Here is a 24,009-nt window from a genome sequence, read left to right on the forward strand (position 1 = left end):
CCTAGGCTGAGCGCATGGCCACACCCGTCACCGGCTACCTGTCCCGGGTCTCGGGGCCCCGCCGGAGCCCCCGTTACGACCTCCACCTGGCCTGCCTGCTGATCCTCGTGGCCGGCATGCTCAACTCTGCGGGCTTCGTGGCCGTGGCGCTCTACACCTCCCACATGACCGGCCTGACCGCGACCATGGCCGACCACCTCGTGGACGGGGACGTGGAGCTGCTGTCCCTCGGCGCGGTGGGACTGGGCGCGTTCGTGCTCGGCGGCATCTGGTGCTCGCTGCTCTTCACCTGGGGCCGGCGGCGCGGGCTCGGGTGCCGGTTCGCGAACGTGCTCGCCTTCGAGGGCGCGCTGATCCTGGTGTTCAGCCTGACCGCCGAGGCCGTCGAGGACGACCACCGCGGCCTCGTGCCCGTCGCCGTCCTGTGCTTCACCATGGGGATGCAGAACGCGCTCCTCAGCAAGGTCGCCGACATCCCCGTGCGCACCACCCACGTCACCGGGATGGTCACCGACATCGCGATCGAGCTCGGCAGGATGCTCTACCCCCACCGCACACCGGGTCCGGAACCGGTCCGGGCGGACCGCAGGAAGCTGCGGGTCCTGACCACCCTCGTGGGCCTGTTCTTCCTGGGCGGCGTGACCGGGACGGTCGGCTACCTGGCCGCGGGGTTCTCCTTCCTGGTGCCGGTCGCCCTGCTGCTGCTGGTCCTGGCCTACCGTCCGGTGGCCCGGGACCTCTCCCGCAGGCGCCCGCCCGCCCGCGCGTTCCTGTGAGCCGGCGCCCCCGCCCGTAGGCTGGGCCCATGGGCATCTCGGAGACCGACCGCGGACACCTGCGACGCTGCGTGGAGCTGGCCCGCGAGGCCCTCGACGCCGGGGACGAGCCGTTCGGCTCGGTGCTGGTCTCGGCGCGGGGGGAGGTCCTGTTCGAGGACCGCAACCGGGTGGCCGGCGGTGACGCGACCCGCCACCCCGAGTTCGAGATCGCCCGGTGGGCGGCCGCCCACCTGACCCCGGAGCAGCGCTCCGCGGCCACGGTCTACACCTCGGGCGAGCACTGCCCCATGTGCTCGGCGGCCCACGCCTGGGTGGGGCTGGGCCGCATCGTCCACGCCTCCTCCTCGGCGCAGCTCGGCCGGTGGCTGGACGAGCTCGGCGCCCCGCCCGCCCCCGTCGCGGCGCTGCCGATCACCCAGGTGGCCCCGGGGGTGCCCGTGGACGGCCCCTGCCTCGAGCTGGCGCCGGCGGTGCGCGACCTGCACCGCCGGCTGCACCTGATCCGGACCGACCCGCGAGGTGGCAGCTGACGGGCACCGCGCCCGGCCGCGTCGCCGTCAGCCGCAACCTCGGCGCGGGGTGGCCAGGGGCCCCGTCCGGGGACCAGGATGGAGGGGTACCCCCGGTGGGCCGCGCCCGCCGGAACCGTTCGACGAGAGGAACGATCATGGTGGACATGGGAGGATTCGCGGACAAGGCGAAGGACCTTGCGGACCAGCACCCGGACAAGGTGCAGCAGGGCATCGACCGGGGCGGCGACGCCGTCGACGAGCGCACCGGCAACAAGTACGAGGGCCAGGTGGACCAGGCCCAGGAGAAGGCCGGCGGCTTCCTCGGCGCCGACGAGAAGGACCAGCAGCAGAACTGATCCGCGCCCGCTGACCGCGGCCCCGCCCGCCTCCCGGCGCGCGGGGCCGCGGCCTGTCAGGCCAGCGCTGCGGCCAGGTAGGGCGCCGTGCGACTGGCCGGGCACGCGGCGACCTCGGCCGGGGTGCCGGCGCACACGATCCGCCCGCCGGCCTCGCCGCCGGACGGGCCCATGTCGATCACCCAGTCCGAGGACGCCACCACGTCCATGGCGTGCTCCACCACCACCACGGTGTTGCCGGCGTCCACCAGGCGGTTCAGCTGGCGCAGCAGCAGCTGCACGTCCTGCGGGTGCAGGCCGGTGGTGGGCTCGTCCAGGAGGTACAGGGTGTGGCCGCGGCGGGCCCGCTGCAGCTCGGTGGCCAGCTTGATCCGCTGCGCCTCACCCCCGGAGAGCTCGGTGGCCGGCTGGCCGAGCCGCAGGTAGCCGAGCCCCACGTCGAGCAGGGTGCGCAGGCTGCGCGCGGCGGCCGGGACGTCCGCGAGGAACTCCGCGGCGGTCTCCACGCGCATGCCCAGGACGTCGGCGATGCTCCGCCCCCGGTGGGTCACCTCCAGGGTCTCCGGGTTGTAGCGGGCGCCCTGGCAGTCGGGGCAGGGCCCGTAGGTGCCGGGCAGGAACAGCAGCTCGACGGCCAGGAAGCCCTCGCCCTGGCACGTCTCGCACCGGCCGCCGGTCACGTTGAAGGAGAACCGTCCGGCCCCGTAGCCGCGGGCCCGCGCCTCGTCGGTGGCGGCGTAGAGCTTGCGGACCGCGTCGAACAGTCCCGTGTAGGTCGCCAGGTTGGAGCGCGGGGTGCGGCCGATGGGCCGCTGGTCCACCCGGATCAGCCGGTCCAGGTGCTCCAGGCCCTCGACGGCAGCCACCCGTGCCCCGGCGGCGGGCGCGGCGTCGTCCTCGGCGTCGGCGGGCGCCGCCCCGCCGTGCACGTGCCGGCCGACCGTCTCGGCCAGGACCTGGCTGACCAGCGTGGACTTGCCCGAGCCGGAGACCCCGGTGACGGCGGTGAGCACGCCCAGGGGGATCTCCGCGTCGAGGTCCACCAGGTTGTGGCGCGTGACGCCGCGCAGCCGCAGCCGCCGCTCGACCGGGCGCGGCGTGCGCTCCGCCGTCGTGCCGCCCGGAGGGTCGTCGGGCGAGCCGTCGGAAGAGCCGTGCGGGGGGCCGTCCGGGAACAGGAAGGGGCGCGTGGCGGACTCCGCCACGTCGGCCAGGCCGGGCACGGGGCCGCTGTACAGCACCGCGCCGCCGCGGTCCCCGGCCTGGGGCCCCACGTCCACGACCCAGTCGGAGCGCCGCACCACGGCCATGTCGTGCTCCACCACGAACACCGAGTTCCCGGAGACCTTCAGCTCCTCGAGCACGGCCAGCAGCGGCTCGGCGTCGGCCGGGTGTAGGCCCGCCGAGGGCTCGTCGAGCACGTAGACCACGCCGAAGAGCCCGGAGCGCAGCTGGGTGGCGATCCGCAGCCGCTGCATCTCCCCCGGGGAGAGCGTGGGCGTGGACCGGTCCAGGCTCAGGTAGCCGAGTCCCAGGTCCAGGAGCACCTGCAGCCGGGCGAGCAGGTCCTTGGCAATGGTCACCGCGGCCTCGCTGCGCTCCCCCGAGGACACCGCCCGGGAGGCGGTCCCGGCGTGCTCCAGGGCGGCGGTGGGCCGGACCACCTCGGCCAGCTCGCCGAGGGACGCCCCGTTGAGCTCGGCGATGCTCCGGCCCGCGAAGGTCACGGCGAGCGCCTCGGGGCGCAGGCCGCTGCCGGCGCACGCGGGGCAGGGTCCCGTGACCACGTACTGCAGCACGCGCTCGCGCATCTGCTGGCTCGCGGAGTCCGCCAGGGTGTGCAGGACGTAGCTCTTCGCGCTCCAGAACCGGCCCTTGTACGGCTTCGCCACCCGGTCCCGCTGCGGGGTGATCTCCACGACGGGCTGCTCCTCGGTGAACAGGATCCAGTCGCGCTCTTCCCGCGGCAGCTCGCGCCAGGGGACGTCGACGTCGTGGCCCAGGTGGCTCAGGATGTCGCGCAGGTTCTTGCCCTGCCACGCGCCCGGCCACGCCGCGACGGCCCCGTCCCGGATGCTGAGCCCCGGGTCCGGGACCAGGGAGGGCTCGGTGACGTCGTGCACGGTGCCCAGGCCCGAGCACCGGGGGCACGCGCCGGCGGCGGTGTTGGGCGAGAAGGCGTCCGAGTCCAGGCTCCCCGCGGCGGAGTCCGGGTAGGTGCCCGCCCGGGAGAAGAGCATGCGCATCGAGTTGGACAGCGTGGTGAGGGTGCCCACGGTGGAGCGCGAGCTGGGCGCGCCGCGCCGCTGCTGCAGGGCCACGGCGGGCGGCAGCCCGGTGATCCCCTCGACCGCGGGGTTGTGCCCCTGCTGGATCAGGCGCCGCGCGTAGGGCGCCACGGACTCGAGGTAGCGCCGCTGCGCCTCGGCGTAGATGGTGCCGAAGGCCAGGGAGGACTTCCCGGACCCGGAGACGCCGGTGAAGGCGACGATCGCGTCGCGGGGGACGTCCACGTCCACGTGGCGCAGGTTGTTCTCGGAGGCTCCCCGGACGCGGACCATGCCGGTACGGGTGGTGTCGGAGGCGGCGGTCGGGGCGGTGTCGGGGTGGGTGCTCACCGCCTCCACCCTAGCCACCGGCGGGGCCGTGGGCGGACTCAGCGGGCCAGGTGGTGCTCCCGGCCGATCGACCAGGCCGTGTCCGCGGGGGCGGAGTCCACGCCCCAGGCGGACCACTCGTCCAGGCCGGCGAACCAGCGGGCCCCGTCCCGGCCGGCGACCACGAGGGCCGTGGCCAGCACTCCGGCGAGCCGTGCGTCCGGGCCGACGACCGTCGCGGACCGGGCGCCCGCCGCGGGCCGCCCCGTGCGCGGGTCGACGATGTGCGCCGGACGCTCGGCGGTGCTCGAGGTCGACACCGCGCCGTTGCCGGGCAGCACGGTCCAGGTCACCGCGCCGGCGTCGTCGGGGTGGCGGATGCCCACGGTCCAGGGCCTCCCGGGTCCGGCGGACCCGCGGGTCACAACGTCCCCGCCGGCCTCCACGCAGACGTTCGCGCACCCGGCGCGGACGAGGTCGTCGGCGATCCGCTCCACGGCCCACGCCGTGACGTAGCCGGAGGGGTCGAAGCCGCCGCGCACGGCCCACGGATCGAAGCAGCCGTCGGTCAGCTCCCGGGCCTCGCGGCAGCGCCGGAGCACGTCCAGGAGGGCGCCCTGGGCGGCGTCCCACCGGCTGAGCCGGCGCTCGTCGAGCAGGCCGGAGCGGAGCGCCGTCACGAGCGAGTCGGGGCGGTAGGTGGAGAAGACGGCGTCGACCCACCGCATGTTGGCCACGGCCGTGTCCAGCGCGTGCTGCACGGCGGGCTCGGGGGGCAGCCCCTGCTCGCCGGCGCGGACGTCGACGGTCACGGAGGTGCCCCAGACGGGCTCCCGGTGGCGGTGCCACCGGCCCTCGGGGCGGCGCAGCTCGACGGCGGGGGCGCTCACAGCCCGGCCCGCTCGAGGAGCTCCCGGCAGACCGTGCGGTAGCCCTTCACGGCGGGGGCGGCGCCGCTCACGACGTCGACGCGCGCCGGCCGCCTCGTGAGGACCTCCTCCTGGAGGACGGGGACGGCGCGGTCGTGGAGCCGCTGCGGGGGGCGTGGGGGGAGAGATGTGCGGTCGATGACTTCGACTATAGGACCGGGGGTGGTGCCGGTCACTGGACTTTCGGGCAGAGTTCCGCAGCCGGGGACGCGGGACGGGCCCGCTCCTGCGCCGGCGCAGGAACGGGCCCGTCCACCGGTCCCGCTAGTCGGCGATCTCGATGACCTGCAGCGGCAGGTTCGTGCCGGTCCCGCAGAACTCCGCCTGGCACTCCTGGATGAACCCGGAGAGCACGGCCGGTCCCTCGTCGAAGGCCATGTTGAAGGCCACGGCCTGGTAGTCCAGCTCGACCTCGCCGCCCTCGCAGACCCACTGCTGGAAGTAGCTGCCGTTGGCGATCCGCCCCTCGGAGACCCGCTGGGTCACGCTGAGGGAGACGAAGATGTTGCTCCCCGCCGTGCACGAGACCTTGTAGGTGCCCTCGACGGCCGCCCCCTCGGCGATCCGCGTGGCGTCGCTGATCTCGTAGATCTCCATCGCCTGCGCCGGTGCGGCGGCGACGAGACCGATTCCTGCCGCGAAGGCGGCGGCCGTGACTGCCCTGGTGGTTCTTCTCATGGTTCTGTCCCATCCGGTGGAGAAGCGAGAAGCGCTTCGCGACTGGTGCCGGCCCGCAGCGCATTCCCCCGAACGCCCCCGGGCCCCGTGTCTGGTACGACGTCACCAACGTAGGCGCAGGTCAGGGTGCATCGGCCACCGTGCGTGAAGATGACGGACACGATTCGGACACGGTGCCGGTGCCACCGCGGCCGCCGGGCACCGGCCCGGACCGGGAGGCGCCGGACGGGGCGCCGGACGGGGCGCCGCTCAGAACGCGTCGTCGATGGCCACCGGCCGGCCGTGCCGGTCGTAGTAGTAGACCCCCTGCGTCTCCGGTGTCCCGTCGGCGGGGTCCTCCGGCGGCTCCGCCGGGAGGGCGCCGCCGCCCCGGGCGCCGAGCGCGAGCGCACCGACGGACACGAGCAGCAGGAGCACCACCGTGAGCAGCGGCCCCAGGGGCACGGCGCGGACGAGGACGGCCAGGACCACGGTCAGCGCGAGGAGCAGGAGCAGGGCGCCCGTGGCCGCGGACTCGAACGCGCGGCCGGGGCGGGCGGCCCCGGGCTCGGCCGAGGACCGGCCGGAGAAGTCGGGCAGCTGGGGCAGCTCGGGAACGAGCGGAGTGGTCACGGCGGGCCTTTCGCGTGCGGCTCCCCCGGTGGAACGGTCCCGGCGGTGAGCGGCTCCGGGAGCGACCTCGACCGGAGTCCCCCCGGTCGCTCCTGCGGGAGTTGGTTCCATCCTGGACCTCCCGCGCGCTCCGGGCCTGCCCACTCTTGTGGGGCTGTCGGGTACCGGGCGGCGCGATCCGGGGGACGGAGCACCCGGACGGCCGCGGACGGTGCGCGGGCAGGCGCGGTCCGGCGGACGGTGCGGGATCCGCGGATCAGGTGCCGGGCACCGTCCGGGGCTGCCCGATCCGGGTCCGGACGCCCGGCGAGAACAGCACGGACTCGGGCGGGCCGTCGACGTCGAGACCGGCCGCGGCCAGCAGGCCGTCCTCGAGGTGCGCGACCGCCGCGGGGTGCAGCGGCCACGGCTCGTGCGAGACGGGGACGTGCACCGTGCGGCCGGCGAACCGGCTGTGCAGGCCGAACCGCGCGGTGAGCTCCAGCGACAGCTCGTCGTCGGCGCGGGCAGCGCGGTCCGGGTGCACGGCGAAGGAGGACGTCGTCCGTCCGCGGCGCCGGACGACGTCGTACCCGTAAGCGGGATCCGGCCCGTCGGGGGCGGCGGCCCGGCACTGCGACCACACGTAGGGCAGGCCGGCGGCGCGGGCGCCGAGGACGACCGCAAGCCGTGGGGCGTCGAGGGACAGGAACACCACTGCGCGCGTGCCGTCCGGCTCGCGGGAGTAGAGGCGGACGTTGATCTCGGGGAAGCTTCCCCAGTAGGGCAGGGGCACCGCGGCGCCGAGCCGGATCCGCTGCATCCGGAAGCCGACGAGGCCCGCCCAGGCGGAGCCGTCGACCACGTCCGCCCGGACGCCCGGCGGCATCCGCGCCGCCGCGGCGGACACGGGGATCCGCCAGTGCAGGAAGACGGCGTCCTCCCAGCGCTGGTCCATCAGGTGGGGGCGCGGGAGCCCCGGCGCCGCCGGCCAGGGAGCCGCCGGATCAGCCGTCCTCCTGCTCGTCATCCTGTTCCATGGGACCCTCGCCCTCGGTGGGGCTGATGGGCCCGGTCGTGTTCTCCTCCTCGGTGGCGTCCGTGGCCTCGTCCTCGGCGGTCTCCTCGCCTCCGGCGGGGGCCTCCTGCTCCGTGCCCTCCTCGCCGCCGGAACCGGGGTCGTCGCACCCCGCGAGTCCCAGGGCGGCGAAGGACAGGAACCCGATCGCCAGCGTCCTGCGCCACCAGCTCTCACCCGCAGCTGCTGTCATGACCCCTCCTCCGTGCTTCTGCATGAGCATCAAAGGTAAGCACGCTTCACAAACCGTTGCAACAGTGGGGACAGGATTGACGGAAGATGCTCAGCAGAAATCCAGGACGGCGCCGGTACGGTCGGGAACGGGACCGGCGCCTGCCGCCGGGGCGAACCGCCCGCGTCCCCGTCCGGGAACGAAAGGCGCACCGTGCGCACGAGCTGTCGAGGGGCCCGATCCGGCCGCGCCGCGGCGCTGGGCCTCGCCCTCGCCCTCCTCCTCGGCGCCTGCGGCGGGGACGGGGACGGCGCCGTGCCGGTCGCCGCCCCGACGGCCGAGGCCGCCGCCGCGGGCCTGGCGGCGGACCTGGAGGAGCTCGCCGCCGAGGTGCCCGGGGAGCTCGGGGTCGTGCTGCTCGACCCGGAGGGCGGGGAGGTCGTGGCCCGCAACGCGGACCGTCCGTTCACGAGCGCGAGCCTCTACAAGCTCTTCCTGGCCCATGCGGTCCTCGACCGGGCCGACCGGGGCGCCCTCGCCCTCTCGGACGTCGTGCCGGGACTGGGCCTCACGGTCGAGCAGGCCCTCGACGTGATGATCAGCTGGTCGGACAACGCCTCCGGTGCGGCACTGGGCCAGTGGCTCGGGTGGGGGCAGGTCGAGGCCTTCGCGCACGGGCAGGGCTTCACGGCCACGACCTTCGACCCCGACACCGGCTCGCAGGACGTCGTCGCGATGACCACCACTCCCGCGGACGTCGCCGCCCTCCTGGAGCGGCTGCGCCGCGGTGAGCTGCTCTCCGGCTCCTCCACCGCCCTGCTCATGGGATTCCTCGAGGAGCAGCACCTCGACTACGCCCTCTCCTCGGGCTTCTCCCCGGACGTCGGCTTCGCGCACAAGACCGGCCTGCTGGTGGACGTCTCGCACGACGCCGGGATCGTCGAGCTCGGCGGGCACGACTACGTCGTCGCCGTCCTGACCGACGGGTGGTCCGACTACGAGGAGTCGGCGCCCTGGTTCGGGGACGCCGGGCGGGAGATCGAGGCGTACGTGCGGGAGGACACCGGCACCTCCCCCCGCCCGGCCGCGGCACCGTAGGCGGGCGCTCCGGGCGGTCAGTCCGTCCCGGACCGCACCCGGAGCACCCGGCCCCGCCAGCGCCGCCGGACCCACCGGTCGTGCGTGGCCAGCACCACCGTGCCCGGGAAGTCCTCCAGGGCCCGCTCGAGCTCCTCGGCCAGGGCCAGCGACAGGTGGTTGGTGGGCTCGTCCAGGAGCAGCAGCGGGGCCGGCTCCGCGACCAGGGCCGCGAGCGCCACCCTCCGGCGCTGCCCGGGGGAGAGCTCCCCGAGGGGGCGGCAGGCGTCGTCCGCGCGCAGGAGGCCGAGCTCCTCCAGCGTCGGAGCGCCGCTGCCGTCCCGCAGCCGGGAGCGGAAGGCCGCCTCGGCCGGGCACGCCAGGTCCGGCCAGGAGTCGTCCTGGGCCAGGCGGCCGACGACGACGGGGCCCTGCCGCTCCACGGTCCCGCCGTCGGCGCGCAGCTCCCCCGCCAGCACGGCCAGCAGCGTCGACTTCCCGGTGCCGTTCGGGCCCTCGACCAGCAGCCGGTCCCCGGCGCGCAGCTCGAGGTCGGTCGGCGCCAGCCGTCCGTCCACCCGTGCCCCGGTGAGCCGGACCAGCGGGACGTCGGCGCAGGCCCCGGTGTCCGTGCCCCGGTGGAAGCCCGCGAAGCGCAGGGGCGCCGGCGGGGCGCCGACCGCGGTGCGCTCGAGCTCGGCCAGCCGGTGGCGGGCCGAGCGCACCCGGCCGCCGATGGTCTTGGCGGCGCGGTCGCTGTAGAACTTCCGGGTGATCCGGCCCTCGGACTTCGGAGCCGTGGTGTGGAAGATCTCCCGGCCGGAGACCTCGGCGATCTCCCGCAGCCGCTCCCGCTCCTGCCCCTGGGCGGCGAAGCGCTCGGCCCAGCGGCGGCGGGCGAGCTCCCGCTGCCGGAGGTAGGAGCTGTAGCCGCCCGTGGACGCCGTGCCCTGCCGGGGCGGGCCGCCCGCGGACTCGTCGGGCCCCAGGGCGGGGTCGAGGTCGACCACCCCGGTGGCCACCTCGTCCAGGAACCACCGGTCGTGGCTGGCCAGGAGCACCGGGCCACGCCAGCCGGCCAGCTCGGCCGCGAGGAAGTCGACGGCGTCGTCGTCGAGGTGGTTCGTCGGCTCGTCGAGCAGCAGCGCCGTGGGCCGGGCGAGCAGCAGCGCCGCGAGCGCGAGGCGGCGCCGCTGCCCGCCGGACAGCTCCCCGACCGCCCGGCTCCTCGGCAGCCGGGCCAGTCCGAGTCCGCTCAGGACCGTCTCGATGCGGGCGTCGAGGGCCCACAGCCCGTGGCGCTCGGCGTCCCGGAGCACGGTGTCGTAGGCGTCCGCCGTCGCGGGGTCGTCGGGCGCCGCGGCGATGCCGACGGCGAGCGCTGCCAGCCGGCGCTCCAGGGCGCGGACCTCTCGGACGGCTCGCTCGACGACCTGCTCCAGGGTGGTGGCGGCGGGGAGGTCGAGCTCCTGGTGCAGCAGTCCGGTGCGCTCCGGCCGGTGCACGGTGCCCGTGCCCGGCACCAGGAGCCCGGCCGCCACGTGCAGCAGGGTGGTCTTGCCGGCGCCGTTCTCCCCGATCAGGCCGGTGCGCTCACCGGCGGCGACGGTCAGGGACACGTCGGTGAGGACCCGGCGGCCGGGGTGGCTGACACCGATGCCGTCCAGGCGCAGGTGGGCGGGACGGTGCGGGGCGGCGGTCGCCGCCGAGGGGGCGGTGGTGGTCACGGTGCGGTCCTGTCGAAGCTGGGGGTCGGGCCCGCCGGGCGAGTGCGGCACCGGATGCGCGGAGCCCTCTGGGCTCGGATCGACGGTGCCGGCCGCGGACGCGGGCCGGGGCATCAGGACAGGAACATGCCCACCAAGGTACGCCCGGGCGGGCGCCGCGGGCAAGGGTCCCGGCGGACCGCCGGCGGTCCGCGGTCGACTCCCTCGGCGGTCGGGCGTAGCCTGCGGACCATGGACTCCCAGGTGCAGCGGGCCGTGTTCAGCACCCGCGACCCGGCCGAGGGCATCGCGGTGCACGACGAGGTCTTCGCCATCCGGGGCGTGCGCCGCTCCCCGGACGGCAGTTTCGACATGACCCTGGCCTCGACCGGGATCGACTTCGTCGCCTACGAGCGCGTCCGGCTGAAGGGCTCCTCGTGCACCGGCCGCACGGACGGCGCCGGCGTGCTGCGGGTGTGCCACGTGACGGCGGGCGTGCTGAGCGCCACCAGCGCCGGCGACCGCTTCCCCCGCACCGGGCCCTTCCTGTTCCCGCAGCGCACCTTCACCAGCTGGTGGGACGACCTCGAGGCGACCACCGTGTCCCTGGACCCTGCCGCGGTGGAGGACCACGCCCGGCGGCTGCTGGGGAACGAGGGCTTCCGGCTGGAGTTCACGGGGACCCGCCCGGTGTCGCCGGCCATGACCCAGTACTGGCGCGGGACGGTCTCCCACTTCGCCCGCGACCTCCTGCCCGACTCCCGGGCGATGAGCAGCCCCCTGATCCGCTCCGAGGCCGCCCGCTCCCTCGCCACCGTCCTGCTGCACACCTTTCCCGGGAGCTTCCTGGACCGCAGCGGGACGGCCACCGGGCAGACCCGCCCGGCTCCGGCCGGAGTGCGGCGGGCGGTGGCCTTCATCGAGGAGCACGTGGCCGCGGACGTCGGACCGGCCGACATCGCCGCCGCCGCCCGGATGAGCGTGCGCGGTCTCCAGGCGGCCTTCCGCCGGGAGCTGGACACCACCCCGATGGCCTACCTGCGCGACGCCCGGCTCGACGCCGTCCACCGGGAGCTGCTCGCCGCCGACCCCACGACCGGCTCGACCGTGGAGGCGGTGGCCGCGCGCTGGGGCTTCGGCCACCGCGGCCGCTTCGCCGCCGCCTACCGGGACCGGCACGGCCAGGCCCCCGCCACCACCCTGCGGAGCTGACCGGGATGCCCCAGGAGACGGAGCGGGCGCCGGGGACGCCGATCCGCTTGCACACGGCGACCACCGACCCGGAGGTGGCGAACGAGGCGCTGCAGCAGATCTACACCAGTGCGCGCATGGGCACGATCACCGACGAGTCGTCCTTCCTGTACCGCCAGGACGTGCTGGGCGACGCCGACCTCCAACTGGGCCGGCTCACCTTCCGCGGCAGCATCGCCGGCCGGATGGTGCTCGACGACATGTTCTCGGTCGTCGTGCCCCGCGCCGGGGGCGTCGACTGGAGCATCGACGGCCGGAGGGGCAGCGGGCTCGGGGTGTTCCTGCTGCAGCCGGGCCAGGAGTACTGCGGCGAGGTGGACCAGCTGCTGGTCGACTCGGTCACCATCGACCGGTCCACGCTGCGGGAGACCGCCCGGACGGTCCACGGGGACGAGACCCTCGAGGTCGCCTTCCACGGACCGCGCCCGCACTCCCCCGCCCGGGAGAGGCACTGGAGGAGCACCTTCGCGTTCGCGCAGCAGGTCCTGGCCGACCCCGAGGTCGCTTCCCTCCCCCTGCTGCGCGCGGATCTGCGGCGGCGGATGTCGGTGGCGACCCTGGAGGCGTTCGCCCTCGCCGGGGAGCCCGTGGCCCGGCGCGCGTCGGCCGCCGGGCAGCAGGCGGCCTACCGGGACGCGGTCGAGTTCCTGCACGCCGCCGCGTCCTCGCCGATCACGGTCGAGGACGTCGCCCGCCACGCGGGGGTGAGCACCGTGGAGCTCGTCCGGGCCTTCCGCTCCCACGCCGGGACCACGCCGGGGGCCTATCTGCGCGAGCTGCGGCTGGTGGCCGCCCACGACGACCTGGTGCAGGGCGACCCGGCCCGCGGCGACACCGTGCGCGGCATCGCCCGGCGCTGGGGCATGAACCACCCCGGCGACTTCGCGCGCCGCCACCGGCAGGCCTACGGCGAGAACCCGGCCGCCACCCTGCGCCGTTAGAGCAGCGGCCAGGGGATCCGGCGGCCGGTGACGTCGACCGGCAGGACCGCCTCGTCGAGGAGCCGGCGCACCCGCCGCCGCAGCGCGGCCACCTCCTCGGCGTCGAGGAGCTCGGCGAGCTCGGCGGGGACGTCGTCGGCCAGCGGGGCGATGTCCCGGAGCAGGTCCTGGGGCACGGGCTCGCCGGAGAAGTCCCAGACGACGGTCCGCAGCTTGAACGCCGCCGCGAAGCACAGACCGTGGTCGATCCCCCAGATCCGGCCGTCGGCGCCCCGCAGCACGTGGCCGCCCTTGCGGTCGGCGTTGTTGGCCACGAGGTCGAACAGCGCGATCCGGCGCAGGGCGTCGTGGGTCTCGGGGGCGGTGTCGTAGAGGGTGAAGTAGTGCTGCCGGGGGTCGTGCTCCACGAACCGCTGCAGGGACCCCGTGCCGAACGGGCCGTCCTGGCGCAGGACGGTGGGCGGGACGATGCCCCAGCCCAGGAACTCGCTCAGCACGTACGCGGCGCGCTCCCGCCGGTGCAGGCCGGGGCGGAAGTCGAGCAGCGGCCGCTCGCCCTCGAGCGGCTTGTAGATCCCCCGGGCCGTCTCCTCCTCGAGCGTGACCTCGACGAGCAGCGCCGAGTTGCTGCTCTCCCGGATCAGTCCGAGGAGCTCCAACCGGCCCTCCGTCAGGAGCACGAGCTCGCCCATCAGCGTCCGCTCACGACACCCTCAGGCCGGCCAGCGGCTGGTCCGTGGAGTTCACGGTGAGCACGGCCGGCGCCTGCCCCGGCGCGTACGAGATCGCCGAGACGGAGCACGGGCTGACCACGATCCGCTGGAACAGGTCCAGGTGCGTGCCCAGGGCGTGGGCGAGGGCCGCCTTGATGGGGTCGGCGTGCGAGAAGCAGACCACCACCCCGCCCTCGTGGGCGGCGCGCACCCGGTCCACGGCGCCCACGGTGCGCGCCTGCATCTCGGGGAAGCTCTCGCCGCCGGGGAAGCGGAAGGTCGAGGGCGCCCGCTGGACGGTCGACCACGCCTTGAGCCGGGAGAGGCGGGAGAGCTCCTCGCCCGTCCACTCCCCGAAGTCGCACTCGAGCAGTCCCGGCTCCACGACGGCCTCCCGGCCGGTCCGGGCCGCGGTCGGCGCCGCGGTCTCGCGCGTGCGCTCGAGCGGTGAGGTGTACACGGCGTCGACGCGCACGCCCGCGAGCCGCTCCGCCACCCGGTCCGCCTGGGCCCGGCCGCGCTCGGAGAGGTGCAGGCCGGGGGCCCGCCCCGGCAGGACCTTGCCCGTGGTGGGGGTCTCCCCGTGCCGCACGAGCAGGACGAGGGTGCTCCGTGGTGCCTTGCGAGTGACCATGATGCACCAGCGTACTGGCGGGGGCCCCGGGGCCACAGGGGCCCCGCGCCCGTCGTCGTCGGGCGCCGCCTGCGACGACGCCGGCCCCGGCCCGGGGGCGCCCTCTTGACGCCGGGGTTAGGTTGGCGCTGTGACTGATCGCACCGATCACCCTGACATTCGCACGCTCGGCGAGCTCCGCGCCGCCGGCGTGACCCACCGGACGCTGCGCGAGGAGATCCGCGAGAACCTCCTGCGCACGCTGGCCGAGGGCGGTGACCCCTGGCCGGGCCTGCACGGGCTCGGGCGCACGGTCCTGCCGCAGCTCGAGCGGGCCCTGCTCGCCGGCCACGACGTGGTGCTGCTGGGCGAGCGCGGCCAGGGCAAGACCCGCCTGCTGCGCACCCTCGCCGGCCTGCTCGACGAGTGGTCCCCCGCCATCGAGGGGTCGGAGCTCAACGAGCACCCCCTGGAGCCGCTGACCGAGGCGTCGCGGCGCCGGATCCTGCTCGAGGGCGACGAGCTGCCCGTGGTCTGGCGGCACCGGTCGGAGCGCTACGTCGAGAAGCTCGCCACCCCGGACACGTCCGTGGCGGACCTCATCGGGGACGTGGACCCGATGCGCGTGGCCGAGGGCCGGCGGCTCGGGGACCCGGAGACCATCCACTACGGGCTCGTGCCCCGCTCGCACCGCGGGATCGTGGCGATCAACGAGCTGCCCGACCTCGCCGAGCGCATCCAGGTGGCCATGCTCAACGTGATGGAGGAGCGGGACATCCAGATCCGCGGCTACGTCCTGCGGCTGCCGCTGGACGTGCTCGTGGTGGCCACGGCCAACCCCGAGGACTACACGAACCGAGGCCGGATCATCACGCCGCTCAAGGACCGGTTCGGCGCCGAGATCCGCACCCACTACCCGCTCGAGCTGGAGGACGAGATCGCCGTGATCCGCCAGGAGGCCGAGCTGATCGCCGAGGTCCCGGACACGATCCTGGAGACCCTGGCCCGGTTCACCCGCCTCCTGCGGGAGTCCTCCGCGGTGGACCAGCGCTCGGGGGTGTCGGCGCGCTTCGCCATCGCCGGCGCGGAGACGGTCGCGGCCGCGGCGCTGCGCCGCGCCACGATCCGCGGCGAGGCGGAGGCGGTCGCGCGGATGGTGGACATGGAGACGGCCACCGACGTCCTGGCCGGCAAGATCGAGTTCGAGTCCGGCGAGGAGGGCCGCGAGCGCGCGATCCTCGACCACCTGCTCCGCCGGGCCACCGCCGAGACCGTCCGCGGCCGCTTCCGCGGTCTCGACCTCGGCCCGGTCGTGGAGGCCTTCGACGGCCGCACGACCGTGTCCACCGGCGACGACGTCTCCGCCCAGGACTTCCTCGCCGGGCTGCCCGAGCTGACGGCCTCCGACGACGACGGGGCCGCGACCGCCTACGACGAGATCGCCGCACGCCTCGGCGCGAGCACGCCGGGCCAGCGCGCCAGCGCGATCGAGCTGGCGCTGGAGGGGCTCTACCTCGCCCAGAAGATCTCCAAGGACGCCGACGAGGCCGGCACCGTCTACGGCTGACCGCACGGCCGGCACCAGGACCCGCACCGGGTTCCGCACCGGGACACAGAGAAGACACAGAGGGGGCGTCATGCCCGCACACCACCGGTCCTCGAGGTACGGCCGGTACACCGGAGGACCCGATCCGCTGGCCCCGCCGGTGGACCTCTCCGAGGCGCTCGAGGCCGTCTCCGAGGACGTCATGGCCGGGTACTCGCCGGAGCACGCGCTGCGCGAGTTCCTCCGGCGGGGCGGCCGCGGCCGCGACGGCCTGGACGACCTGTCCCGGCGCCTGCAGCAGCGCCGGCGCGAGCTGCTGAAGCGCCACGGCCTGGGCGGCACGCTCGAGGAGGCGAAGAAGCTGCTGGACAAGGCGCTGCGCCTGGAGCGCGAGCAGTTCCTGCGGGACGCCCGGATGGACCCGATGGACCGCTCCTTCCGGGAGATGCAGCTCGACGGCCTGCCGAGCTCCACGGCCGCCGCCGTCAGCGAGCTCGCCTCCTACGACTGGCAGTCCGAGTCCGCCCGGGTGGCCTACGAGCAGATCAAGGACCTCCTCGGCCGCGAGCTGCTCGACCAGCGCTTCGCCGGGATGAAGCAGGCCCTGGAGAACGCCACGGACGCGGACCGGGAGGCCGTGGCCGAGATGCTCCGGGACCTCAACGAGCTGCTCGAGAAGCACGGGCGGGGCGAGGACACCGAGGAGGACTTCCAGGACTTCATGGCGAAGCACGGGGACCACTTCCCCGAGAACCCGCAGTCGGTCGACGAGCTGATCGACGCCCTGGCCCAGCGCGCGGCGGCGGCCCAGCGGATGCTCAACTCCATGTCCCCCGAGCAGCGCCAGGAGCTGATGCAGCTCTCCGCCCAGGCGTTCGGCTCCCCCGAGCTGATGGACCAGCTCGGCCGGCTCGACGCGAACCTGCAGGGACTGCGCCCCGGCGAGGACTGGGGCGGGTCGGAGGGCTTCGAGGGCCAGGACGGCCTGGGCCTCGGCGACGGGACGGGCGTGCTCCAGGACATCGCCGAGCTCGACTCTCTCGCCGAGCAGCTGGCGCAGCACCACCGGGGCGCCAACCTGGACGACATGGACCTCGACGCGCTCGCACGGCAGCTGGGCGAGGACGCCGCGGTCTCGGCCCGGACCCTGGCCGAGCTGGAGCGGGCGATGCGGGACAGCGGCTACCTGCAGCGCGGCGCCGACGGGGACCTGCGGCTCTCGCCCCGCGCCGTGCGCCGGATCGGGAAGGCGCTGATGCGGGACGCCGCGCAGAACCTGTCCTCCCGGACCGGTCAGCGCGACACCCGCCTCGCCGGTGCGGCCGGCGAGCCCTCCGGCGCCACCCGGGAGTGGCAGTTCGGGGACGCCGAGCCGTGGGACACCACCCGCACCATCACCAACGCGATCCGGCGCACCGCCGCCGAGGGCGGCGACGTCCGGCGCGGGCTGCGCCTCGACGTCCGCGACATCGAGGTCGCCGAGACCGAGGCGCGCACGCAGGCCGCCGTCGTCCTCCTCGTGGACACCTCGTTCTCCATGGCCGCCGAGGGGCGCTGGGTGCCCATGAAGCGCACGGCGCTCGCGCTCCACCACCTCGTCTCCACCCGGTTCCGGGGGGACCAGCTGCAGATCGTCGCGTTCGGCCGCTACGCCCGCGCCCTGCCGGTCGACGAGCTCACGGGGCTGCCGCCGGTGCGGGAGCAGGGCACCAACCTGCACCACGCCCTGCTGCTCGCCACGCGGTTCTTCCGCAAGCACCCCTCGATGCAGCCCGTCCTGCTCGTGGTCACCGACGGGGAGCCCACGGCGCACCTGCTGCCCGACGGCGAGAGCTGGTTCTCCTGGCCCACGGAGCCGGAGACCCTGCGCGCCACGGTCGAGGAGCTCGACCGGCTGGGACGCATGGGGGCCCAGGCGACGTTCTTCCGGCTCGGCGACGACCCGGGGCTGGAGCGGTTCCTGCGGCGGATGGCCGAGCGGATCGACGGGCGCGTGGTGGCGCCGGACCCGGGGGATCTGGGCTCCGCCGTCCTGGACGAGTACCTCAACGCCCGCGCCGGGGACCCCGACGATCTCTGAGCGGACTCCCGGCGAGCCCGGTCAGCGGGCCGCGGTGGAGCCCCCGTCGGCCGGCGGGGTGGGGTCGGACGGGCCGGACGGTCCCGCGCCCTCCTCCCCCGAGGACGCCGCCGCGGAGGACGCCGCCGAGGAGTGCTTCCCGTGGCGCTCGTCCTGCGCCTCGTGGGCGCCGTGGGCGGCGTGCTCGGCCTCGTGCTCGCCCTTGCCGAAGGGCAGCAGCTCCCAGACCAGCACCAGGACGGCGCCCCAGGCCAGGCCCAGGACGGCGGAGAAGAAGGTGTTCGTGAGCCAGGCGAGCGCCGCGCCGAGACCGCCGGGGACGGCGTCGTGCACGAGCACCTCCACGTGGTGGACGGCCGCGTACGGGGCGTGCCAGCCCAGGTCGTCGAGGCCGACGAGGACGATGTGCCCGCCCACCCAGATCATGGCGGCGGTGCCCACGACCGAGATGACCGTGAGCAGCCCGGGCATGCCCTTCACCAGGCCGTGGCCGATCTTCTGCGTGGTCGGGGAGGACCGTCCGGCCAGGTGCAGGCCGAAGTCGTCCATCCGGATGATCAGCGCCACCACCCCGTAGACCAGGACGGTGATGCCGATGGCCACGACCACCAGGATGGCCGCCCGCGAGAGCAGCGGCTCGCCGGCCACCTCGTTGAGGGAGATGACCATGATCTCGGCCGAGAGGATCAGGTCGGTGCGCACCGCGCCCCCGACCATCGCGTCCTCCGCGTCCTTGCCCTTCTCGACCACGGGGGTCTTGGTCTTGGCCCCGTGGCCCGAGACCTTCGACCAGATCTTCTCGGCCCCCTCGAAGCACAGGTAGCTGCCGCCGAGCATGAGGATCGGGGTGAGCAGCCACGGCGCGAACTGGCTCAGCAGCAGGATGACCGGGAGGATGAAGATGAGCTTGTTGCGCAGCGAGCCCTTGGTGATGCGCCAGATGATGGGCAGCTCGCGGGCCGGGGAGACGTCCTGGACGTACTGCGGGGTCACGGCGGTGTCGTCGACGACGACGCCGGCGGCCTTCATGCTCGCCCGGCCCGCCGCCGCGCCGATGTCGTCCACGGAGGCGGCGGTGACGCGGGCCAGGGCGGCGACGTCGTCCAGCAGGGCCATCAGACCGCCGCTCATCGGAGGGCCTCCGGCGCGGTCTCAACAGGGGCGGGCGGAGCCGCGGTGGTGATCAGCATGATGACAGAGTAGGGCCTCGGACGCCCGGATGCTCCCGCGCGGGACGAACGGGCACCGATGTCCTGCCGTTCCGCGGAGCCGGTGCCGTGCGCCCGGCGCCGGACCGTCCACCCCCGACCAGGTAGCACCGACCAGGAGGCACCCCGCATGGACCCCGTTCACCCTGCCGCCGGACCGGCGGGGGCGCGACCGCCCGCGCCGTCGCCCGCTCCGCACGTCGTCGTCCTCCCCGGCGGCGGGTACGCCCGGCACGCGGACCACGAGGGCGAACCCGTGGCCGAGTGGCTCCGCGGCCTCGGCCTCTCCGCCGGCGTCCTCCGCTATCCCGTGCACGCCAGGCACCCCGCCCCCGTGGACGCGGTGCGCGCCGAGGTGCGCCGGGTCAGGGCGGCCGGGGCCGGGCGGGTCGTCCTGCTGGGGTTCTCCGCCGGCGGGCACCTGGCCGGGCACGCCGCGCTCACCGCGCCGGTCTCGGGCCCCGAGCGGGTCGACGCCGTGGTCCTGGGCTACCCGGTGGTGTCCATGCAGCTCGACACGCACCGGGGGTCGCAGGAGGAGCTCCTGGGCCCGGGGCCCGCCGCCGAGGTGCGGGCGGCCACGTCCCTCGACCGGCTGGTGACCCGAGCCGCGCCGCCCTTCTTCGTGTGGCACACCGCCGACGACGCGTCCGTGCCGGTGCAGCACTCCTACCTGCTGGCCCAAGCGCTGGCGCGCCGGGGCGTGCCGCACGCCCTCCACGTCTTTCCCCGCGGACCACACGGTCTCGGACTGGCCGGCGGCACCGGTGCGCCCGCGGCCTGGCCGGCGCTGTGCGCCGCGTGGCTGGCCGGCCTGGCGGAGGACGTCACGCCGCCCGCCGCCCGGTGAGGACCGCCGGCCGACGACGCATCCTCGAGCAGGTCCACCCGCCCGAGGTCCGGCCGCCGCCCCTCCGGTCCGCGCCGCGGCGTGGCGCTCCGCGGCGCGGACCGGAGACGGACCGGCTCACGCCGCCAGCACTCGCGACCTGGGGACGCGGCGCCGCCCGGACCCGGCCTGCTCCACGAACGCGGAGAACAGCCGCCCCCGGTCCGCGGCCGAGCCGTGGGAGTCCTCCGGGTGCCACTGCACCCCGACGGCCCAGGTGCGGTCCAGGTGCTCCGTCGCCTCGACCACGCCGTCCTCGGCCACGGCGGTGACGCGCAGCTCGGGGGCCACGACCCCCATGGCCTGGTGGTGGTCCGACCGGACGGTGAGCCGCCGGGCGCCGAAGACGGCGGCCAGCCTGCTCCCGGGCTCCAGGGCGACCTCCTCCTCGGGGCACACCGGGTCCCCCGGCGCACCGCGGTGTCCGTGGCCGGTGCCGAGATCGGGGACGAGAGTTCCCCCGCAGGTCAGGTTGAGCAGCTGGGCCCCCCGTCCGATCGTCAGCAGCGGGGCGTCGCGGTCGAGGCTCTGCACGAGGAGGTCCACGGTGTAGAGATCGGCGCGCCGGTCGACCCCGTACCCGTTCGGCACGGGCCCGCCCGCCCCGTAGAGGGCAGGGTCGACGTCCCCCCCTCCGAGCACCAGCACCGCGTCCGCGGAGGCGGTGACGGCGGGGTCGGGCAGCTCCCGGGCACTGGAGTCGACCAGGATCGGCCGGGCACCGGTGTTGACCAGGCACTGCAGCGCGGTGCGGGTGCGGCGGCGCATCAGGTCCCGGGTCTGCGGGGTGAGGCCCGGGAAGTTCAGCGACACCACGGTCGCCACGGTGGGCGCTTTGGCACGGAGGCTCCACAGTCCTACGGGAGTCACCTCGTGCGCATTCAGATGAACGGCCTGTCGGTTCATGCTGTCATCTCCTGTTCGATCATGAGGTCCTCGCTCCGTGCCGGGTGGCGGGCGCACGCGGCGCCGCCGGGGCGATCGGAGGGAGGAGTTCAGGCCCGAAGCGTTTTCGGGGGCACCTGGTGAGTTGTTGCGGAGCTGGACGGTGGCGGTGGAGCCGACCGGGATGGGAGCGGCGGACACCGGGGTGAACGGCGGTCGCCCTTCACGCGATGCACCGGGGAAGTTCGCGTCCCCCGAGTGGTGCAGATCACTCTGCCCGAGGCGGAAGGGGGTGCACCCCTCTTTTCCGGAAGAACATTGCCGATTCTTCACGATCCACGAAAATCGGCTGTCAGGATGCGGGGACGGGGCCCGGGCAGCGGCGGGTGGTCCCCGGCGCCGGGGTCGGTCCGCTCGCCGCCTCCGAGGGGATCTACAGCGCCGGATCGATCATCGTCATGCCGGCGACCGTCGCGGTGTCGAACACCGGCAGCAGCGCCGCCGCCTCGTCGAGTCCGATGGTGCGCTCGATGAGCTTCTGGGGCTGCAGTGCGCCCTGCTCGATGAGCGCCATCATGGCCGGATAGTCGGCCGCGGCCATGCCGTGGCTGCCGAGCAGGTCCAGCTCCCAGCCGATGACCCGCGCCATCGGCACGCGCGGGTGGCCCTCGACCGGCGGCAGCAGGCCGATCTGGACGTGCCGGCCCCGCCGGCGCAGGCTGAGGACCGCATCGGCGCAGGTCTGCTCGCTGCCCACGGCGTCGACGGCGACGTGGCCACCCCCGCCGGTGAGGGCGGCGACCGCCGCGGGGACGTCGCGTCCGTCCGCGCGCAGCGTGTGCTCCGCGCCGAGCTCGCGGGCGAGGGCGAGCGCCTCCGGGTTGCGGTCGACCGCGATCACGCGTCCGCCCAGTGCCCGGGCGATCATCACCGCGCTGAGCCCCACCCCGCCGGCTCCGACCACGGTGACCCACTCCCCCTCGGCGAGGCGCGCCCGGTCGGCCAGGGCCCGGTACGCCGTGGCGAACCGGCACCCCAGCGCGGCCGCGGTGGCGAGGTCGACGTGCTCGGGGACGGCCACGAGGTTCGTGTCGGCCCCGTGCAGGGCGACGTACTCGGCGAAGGATCCCCAGTGGGTGAACCCCGGCTGCTGCTGATCGGGGCAGACCTGCGCGTTGCCGGAACGGCACCACTCGCACCGGCCGCAGCCGCAGACGAAGGGGACGGTCACCCGGTCCCCGGTGCTCCAGCGGCGCACGCCCGCCCCCACCGCGACGACCACCCCGGCCAGCTCGTGCCCGGGGACGTGGGGCAGCGCGATCTCGTCGTGCCCGGCCCAGGCGTGCCAGTCGCTGCGGCACAGGCCCGTGGCCTCGACCCGGACGACCACCCCGTCGGGCGGTGCCGTGGGCTCGGCGACGTCACGGACCTCCGGCCGGCCCCGGACAGCATCGATCACCACTGCGCGCATGCCCCCACTCTCCCACGCCCGTGCGGCACCGGTCGGCGGTCAGCGGTCAGCGGTCCAGGGTGCGGCTCGGTGTCGTCCCGTAGAGCTGCCGGTAGTACTGCGCGAAGCGTCCCGCATGGGTGAAGCCCCATCGGGCCGCAATCCCCTTCACGGTGTCCCCGCGAGCCGGGTCGCCGTCCTGCAGGTCCCGGTGGGCGGCGTCCATCCGCGTCCGGCGCAGATACTGGGCCGGGGTCAGTCCCAGGGGATGGTTGGCCCGGAACGCCCGCACCAGGACCTTCGTGGTCGTCCGGGCGGCGCGGGCGGCATCCTCCACGGTGATGGGGTCCGAGGCGTGGTCGTCGAAGAACTGCGCCGCGATCCGGTAGCGGCGGGACTGGGCCTCCATGGACAGGTACCGCGCCTCCCGGTCCCCGAGCAGCGGGAAGCACTCCAGCAGACCCACGGCCAGGTGGCGGGTCAGGTCGGCGCGCACCATGGGCTCCTCGAAGACCGTCGACCCCAGCATGTCGGCACCACGGCGCACCAGGCCCGCCCAGTACTCGCCGAGCCGGGCGCTGACCGGGGCGGACGAGCTGAAGTCCACCGGGGTCTCGTGGCCGTAGACGGTGTCGGCCGTGGCCTGCACCAGGTCCACCGGCAGGTGCGCCATGGTCACGTCGACGTCCTGCGCCACCACCAGGGACGGGTGCTCGGGGCGGAACAGCACCGATGAGCCCGCAGCCGCGGCGCCGATCTCCGCACGGATCTGCCAGTCGTACCGGACCCCTCGCACGTGGGCCACCGTGAAGACCTCGGTGTCCCCCCACAGGGACATCGTTCCGCCCACGTGCACCGTCGACAGGGCGACCTGGCCGTCCCCGGCCCTCGACAACCGGTAGGAGAACCCCGGATCGGTGGAGCTGTAGCCGAAGCGCATGCCGGTCCGCTCGCCGAGCGCGGGCAGCACCTCGGGATCCAGGATCGTGAGCTCGTGGCGGAACATCTCACCCATGAGTCAGCACCGCCTCCCGCCCAGGGCCCACCCCACGGGGGCTCTGCTCCGAAGGACCATTCTCCAGATCTGCCGGAGGGCCCGCACCATTGTGACCCGACACTTCGACGACCCGCTCGCCCATGCCGCCCAGTTCGCCCCGGACGGCGACGAGGAGCCGGCCTCCGGGATGCCTGCTTCTCGCGTCAGCGCGCTGCGGCCAGGAAGCGGTGGAGCACCTCGTTGTAGGGCTCCCCGGTGCGCTGAATGCTGTGGCCAGCACCGGGCACGACCGCCCGCTCGGCCTCGAGCTCACGCTCGAGGACATCGCAGACGGTGTCGAAGACCGGGTTGTGACTGCCGGAGACGACCAGCTTCGGAAAGGGCGTCTCCCGCAAGACGCCCAGCGGGATCCGGGCCTCGTCGGTGAGGCGTTCGTGCCGGAGGAGCTGCGCGTTCTGCAGCAGCGCGGGCGGCAGCGGGTCCGGCGGGGTGACGGCGCTGCCGACGTAGCCGATGAACGCGTGCAGGAACGCGGTGGGATCGGCCGGGCCCTGGTCCCACAGCTCCCGCAGCCCCCGGGCGTAGTCGCGCACGATCGGGTCGTTGGGCAGCAGGCCGAAGGCCGGCGGTTCGTTGACGGTCAGGGACCGGACCATCCCGGGGCGCTGGGCGGCCGCCAGCAGGGCAACGACGCCGCCGTAGGAGTGCCCGACCAGGTGCATGGGCTCGGTGAGCAGTTCGGCGACGTCCCCGGCGTCGACCTCGAAGTCCTCGACCTCGACCGGCGGGTTGGGGAAGTAGCCGCGCCGGTCCACCACGACCAGGTGCCAGTGCTGGGCCAGGGGGCGCTGGGCGTCCCAGGTCATCGCCCCGCCGGTGACGCTGCCGTGGACCAGCAGCACGGGCGGACCGGCACCCCAGTGCTCGACGTGGATGCTCGGCATGGGCACCTCCCGTGTCC

24 protein-coding genes are annotated in these 24,009 nt (G+C 74.9%); 9 read left to right on the forward strand and 15 right to left on the reverse strand.

The window, feature by feature from the left end:
- Positions 1-14: 14 nt before the first annotated feature.
- The 3 genes from E7Z53_RS02280 (at position 15) to E7Z53_RS02290 (ending at position 1,647) form a co-directional block, all read left to right on the forward strand.
- Positions 15-776 carry a YoaK family protein gene (locus E7Z53_RS02280; RefSeq protein ID WP_017835012.1) on the forward strand — a complete coding sequence of 254 codons (762 nt, stop codon included), beginning with the start codon at positions 15-17 and terminating at the stop codon, positions 774-776.
- A 29-nt stretch (positions 777-805) separates the two neighbouring features.
- On the forward strand, positions 806-1,309 hold the full coding sequence (locus E7Z53_RS02285) for a nucleoside deaminase (RefSeq protein ID WP_109221561.1): 504 nt from the start codon (positions 806-808) through the stop codon (positions 1,307-1,309).
- Positions 1,310-1,446: 137 nt separating this feature from the next.
- A complete protein-coding gene (locus tag E7Z53_RS02290; protein WP_017835014.1) occupies positions 1,447-1,647 on the forward strand; it encodes an antitoxin in 201 nt (66 codons plus the stop codon).
- A 56-nt stretch (positions 1,648-1,703) separates the two neighbouring features.
- Here the strand turns inward: E7Z53_RS02290 and E7Z53_RS02295 are convergent, their stop codons facing one another.
- The 7 genes from E7Z53_RS02295 to E7Z53_RS02325 all read right to left on the reverse strand — a co-directional run bounded on the left by E7Z53_RS02295 (position 1,704) and on the right by E7Z53_RS02325 (position 7,713).
- Positions 1,704-4,208 (reverse strand): ATP-binding cassette domain-containing protein, encoded by a 2,505-nt coding sequence (locus E7Z53_RS02295; protein ID WP_115163642.1) that lies wholly within the window; start codon positions 4,206-4,208, stop codon positions 1,704-1,706.
- Positions 4,209-4,303: 95 nt separating this feature from the next.
- Complete coding sequence (locus tag E7Z53_RS02300; RefSeq protein WP_176337082.1) at positions 4,304-5,134, reverse strand: FAD:protein FMN transferase; 831 nt, start codon at positions 5,132-5,134, stop codon at positions 4,304-4,306.
- On the reverse strand, positions 5,131-5,349 hold the full coding sequence (locus E7Z53_RS02305) for a hypothetical protein (RefSeq protein ID WP_017835016.1): 219 nt from the start codon (positions 5,347-5,349) through the stop codon (positions 5,131-5,133). Before E7Z53_RS02305 ends, E7Z53_RS02300 begins: the two co-directional genes overlap by 4 nt.
- A gap of 88 nt (positions 5,350-5,437) precedes the next feature.
- A complete protein-coding gene (locus E7Z53_RS02310) occupies positions 5,438-5,851 on the reverse strand; it encodes a hypothetical protein (RefSeq protein WP_126349613.1) in 414 nt (137 codons plus the stop codon).
- 249 nt (positions 5,852-6,100) lie between these two features.
- Positions 6,101-6,463, reverse strand: coding sequence for a hypothetical protein (locus E7Z53_RS02315; protein ID WP_017835018.1), 363 nt, complete (start codon positions 6,461-6,463; stop codon positions 6,101-6,103).
- 256 nt (positions 6,464-6,719) lie between these two features.
- The gene (locus tag E7Z53_RS02320; RefSeq protein ID WP_176337083.1) at positions 6,720-7,400 is read right to left on the reverse strand and encodes a YqjF family protein; all 681 of its coding nucleotides are present in this window, start codon (positions 7,398-7,400) and stop codon (positions 6,720-6,722) included.
- 49 nt (positions 7,401-7,449) lie between these two features.
- Entirely contained in the window at positions 7,450-7,713 is a 264-nt protein-coding gene (locus E7Z53_RS02325; protein WP_017835020.1) for a hypothetical protein, read from the reverse strand.
- A gap of 192 nt (positions 7,714-7,905) precedes the next feature.
- Between E7Z53_RS02325 and E7Z53_RS02330 the strand changes: the two genes are divergently transcribed.
- The gene (locus E7Z53_RS02330) at positions 7,906-8,790 is read left to right on the forward strand and encodes a serine hydrolase (RefSeq protein ID WP_035924422.1); all 885 of its coding nucleotides are present in this window, start codon (positions 7,906-7,908) and stop codon (positions 8,788-8,790) included.
- 17 nt (positions 8,791-8,807) lie between these two features.
- On the opposite strand, the gene E7Z53_RS02335 is transcribed toward E7Z53_RS02330, so the two are convergent.
- Positions 8,808-10,496: an ABC-F family ATP-binding cassette domain-containing protein gene (locus tag E7Z53_RS02335; protein ID WP_052132776.1), complete on the reverse strand. Its 1,689-nt coding sequence runs from the start codon at positions 10,494-10,496 to the stop codon at positions 8,808-8,810.
- Positions 10,497-10,727: 231 nt separating this feature from the next.
- Here E7Z53_RS02335 and E7Z53_RS02340 point away from each other — a divergent pair, with 231 nt between their 5' ends.
- Complete coding sequence (locus E7Z53_RS02340) at positions 10,728-11,687, forward strand: AraC family transcriptional regulator (protein WP_017835023.1); 960 nt, start codon at positions 10,728-10,730, stop codon at positions 11,685-11,687.
- Positions 11,688-11,692: 5 nt separating this feature from the next.
- Complete coding sequence (locus E7Z53_RS02345) at positions 11,693-12,667, forward strand: helix-turn-helix transcriptional regulator (RefSeq protein ID WP_052132775.1); 975 nt, start codon at positions 11,693-11,695, stop codon at positions 12,665-12,667.
- Here the strand turns inward: E7Z53_RS02345 and E7Z53_RS02350 are convergent.
- Together E7Z53_RS02350 and E7Z53_RS02355 are read right to left on the reverse strand one after the other, a co-directional pair.
- Positions 12,664-13,359 carry an SCO1664 family protein gene (locus E7Z53_RS02350; protein ID WP_176337084.1) on the reverse strand — a complete coding sequence of 232 codons (696 nt, stop codon included), beginning with the start codon at positions 13,357-13,359 and terminating at the stop codon, positions 12,664-12,666. The two genes, E7Z53_RS02345 and E7Z53_RS02350, sit on opposite strands and share 4 nt — an antisense overlap.
- A 10-nt stretch (positions 13,360-13,369) precedes the next feature.
- A complete protein-coding gene (locus tag E7Z53_RS02355) occupies positions 13,370-14,014 on the reverse strand; it encodes an MSMEG_4193 family putative phosphomutase (protein WP_017835026.1) in 645 nt (214 codons plus the stop codon).
- A gap of 130 nt (positions 14,015-14,144) precedes the next feature.
- On the opposite strand from E7Z53_RS02355, the gene E7Z53_RS02360 reads away from it, so the two are divergent.
- Both E7Z53_RS02360 and E7Z53_RS02365 read left to right on the forward strand, forming a co-directional pair.
- A complete protein-coding gene (locus tag E7Z53_RS02360; RefSeq protein WP_035924417.1) occupies positions 14,145-15,560 on the forward strand; it encodes a sigma 54-interacting transcriptional regulator in 1,416 nt (471 codons plus the stop codon).
- Positions 15,561-15,630: 70 nt separating this feature from the next.
- On the forward strand, positions 15,631-17,619 hold the full coding sequence (locus tag E7Z53_RS02365) for a vWA domain-containing protein (protein WP_035924414.1): 1,989 nt from the start codon (positions 15,631-15,633) through the stop codon (positions 17,617-17,619).
- A gap of 21 nt (positions 17,620-17,640) precedes the next feature.
- Here the strand turns inward: E7Z53_RS02365 and E7Z53_RS02370 are convergent, their stop codons facing one another.
- Positions 17,641-18,750: a DUF808 domain-containing protein gene (locus tag E7Z53_RS02370; protein WP_176337085.1), complete on the reverse strand. Its 1,110-nt coding sequence runs from the start codon at positions 18,748-18,750 to the stop codon at positions 17,641-17,643.
- A gap of 207 nt (positions 18,751-18,957) precedes the next feature.
- On the opposite strand from E7Z53_RS02370, the gene E7Z53_RS02375 reads away from it, so the two are divergent.
- Positions 18,958-19,677, forward strand: a complete 720-nt coding sequence (locus E7Z53_RS02375; RefSeq protein WP_035924408.1) for an alpha/beta hydrolase — start codon at positions 18,958-18,960, stop codon at positions 19,675-19,677.
- A gap of 117 nt (positions 19,678-19,794) precedes the next feature.
- Here the strand turns inward: E7Z53_RS02375 and E7Z53_RS02380 are convergent, their stop codons facing one another.
- The 4 genes from E7Z53_RS02380 to E7Z53_RS02395 form a co-directional block, all read right to left on the reverse strand.
- A complete protein-coding gene (locus E7Z53_RS02380) occupies positions 19,795-20,541 on the reverse strand; it encodes a gamma-glutamyl-gamma-aminobutyrate hydrolase family protein (protein WP_176337086.1) in 747 nt (248 codons plus the stop codon).
- Between the two features lie 493 nt (positions 20,542-21,034).
- Positions 21,035-22,072, reverse strand: a complete 1,038-nt coding sequence (locus tag E7Z53_RS02385; RefSeq protein ID WP_035924400.1) for a zinc-binding dehydrogenase — start codon at positions 22,070-22,072, stop codon at positions 21,035-21,037.
- Between the two features lie 46 nt (positions 22,073-22,118).
- Entirely contained in the window at positions 22,119-23,066 is a 948-nt protein-coding gene (locus tag E7Z53_RS19940; RefSeq protein WP_017835039.1) for a helix-turn-helix transcriptional regulator, read from the reverse strand.
- A 185-nt stretch (positions 23,067-23,251) separates the two neighbouring features.
- Positions 23,252-23,992: an alpha/beta fold hydrolase gene (locus E7Z53_RS02395; protein WP_035924398.1), complete on the reverse strand. Its 741-nt coding sequence runs from the start codon at positions 23,990-23,992 to the stop codon at positions 23,252-23,254.
- Positions 23,993-24,009: the final 17 nt, after the last annotated feature.

Origin of the sequence: Kocuria salina (assembly GCF_013368965.1) — a bacterium.
Lineage (GTDB): Bacteria > Actinomycetota > Actinomycetes > Actinomycetales > Micrococcaceae > Kocuria > Kocuria rosea.

Bases quoted from the DNA above. Each gene is read 5' to 3' on its own strand.
- E7Z53_RS02385 (WP_035924400.1), bottom strand. From the start codon at position 22,072: ATGCGCGCAGTGGTGATCGATGCTGTCCGGGGCCGGCCGGAGGTCCGT.
- E7Z53_RS02325 (WP_017835020.1), bottom strand. From the start codon at position 7,713: ATGACAGCAGCTGCGGGTGAGAGCTGGTGGCGCAGGACGCTGGCGATC.
- E7Z53_RS02285 (WP_109221561.1), top strand. From the start codon at position 806: ATGGGCATCTCGGAGACCGACCGCGGACACCTGCGACGCTGCGTGGAG.
- E7Z53_RS02365 (WP_035924414.1), top strand. From the start codon at position 15,631: ATGCCCGCACACCACCGGTCCTCGAGGTACGGCCGGTACACCGGAGGA.
- E7Z53_RS02350 (WP_176337084.1), bottom strand. From the start codon at position 13,359: ATGGGCGAGCTCGTGCTCCTGACGGAGGGCCGGTTGGAGCTCCTCGGA.
- E7Z53_RS02280 (WP_017835012.1), top strand. From the start codon at position 15: ATGGCCACACCCGTCACCGGCTACCTGTCCCGGGTCTCGGGGCCCCGC.
- E7Z53_RS02310 (WP_126349613.1), bottom strand. From the start codon at position 5,851: ATGAGAAGAACCACCAGGGCAGTCACGGCCGCCGCCTTCGCGGCAGGA.
- E7Z53_RS19940 (WP_017835039.1), bottom strand. From the start codon at position 23,066: ATGGGTGAGATGTTCCGCCACGAGCTCACGATCCTGGATCCCGAGGTG.
- E7Z53_RS02395 (WP_035924398.1), bottom strand. From the start codon at position 23,992: ATGCCGAGCATCCACGTCGAGCACTGGGGTGCCGGTCCGCCCGTGCTG.
- E7Z53_RS02340 (WP_017835023.1), top strand. From the start codon at position 10,728: ATGGACTCCCAGGTGCAGCGGGCCGTGTTCAGCACCCGCGACCCGGCC.
- E7Z53_RS02295 (WP_115163642.1), bottom strand. From the start codon at position 4,208: ATGGTCCGCGTCCGGGGAGCCTCCGAGAACAACCTGCGCCACGTGGAC.
- E7Z53_RS02345 (WP_052132775.1), top strand. From the start codon at position 11,693: ATGCCCCAGGAGACGGAGCGGGCGCCGGGGACGCCGATCCGCTTGCAC.
- E7Z53_RS02375 (WP_035924408.1), top strand. From the start codon at position 18,958: ATGGACCCCGTTCACCCTGCCGCCGGACCGGCGGGGGCGCGACCGCCC.
- E7Z53_RS02355 (WP_017835026.1), bottom strand. From the start codon at position 14,014: ATGGTCACTCGCAAGGCACCACGGAGCACCCTCGTCCTGCTCGTGCGG.
- E7Z53_RS02320 (WP_176337083.1), bottom strand. From the start codon at position 7,400: ATGGACCAGCGCTGGGAGGACGCCGTCTTCCTGCACTGGCGGATCCCC.
- E7Z53_RS02290 (WP_017835014.1), top strand. From the start codon at position 1,447: ATGGTGGACATGGGAGGATTCGCGGACAAGGCGAAGGACCTTGCGGAC.
- E7Z53_RS02370 (WP_176337085.1), bottom strand. From the start codon at position 18,750: ATGAGCGGCGGTCTGATGGCCCTGCTGGACGACGTCGCCGCCCTGGCC.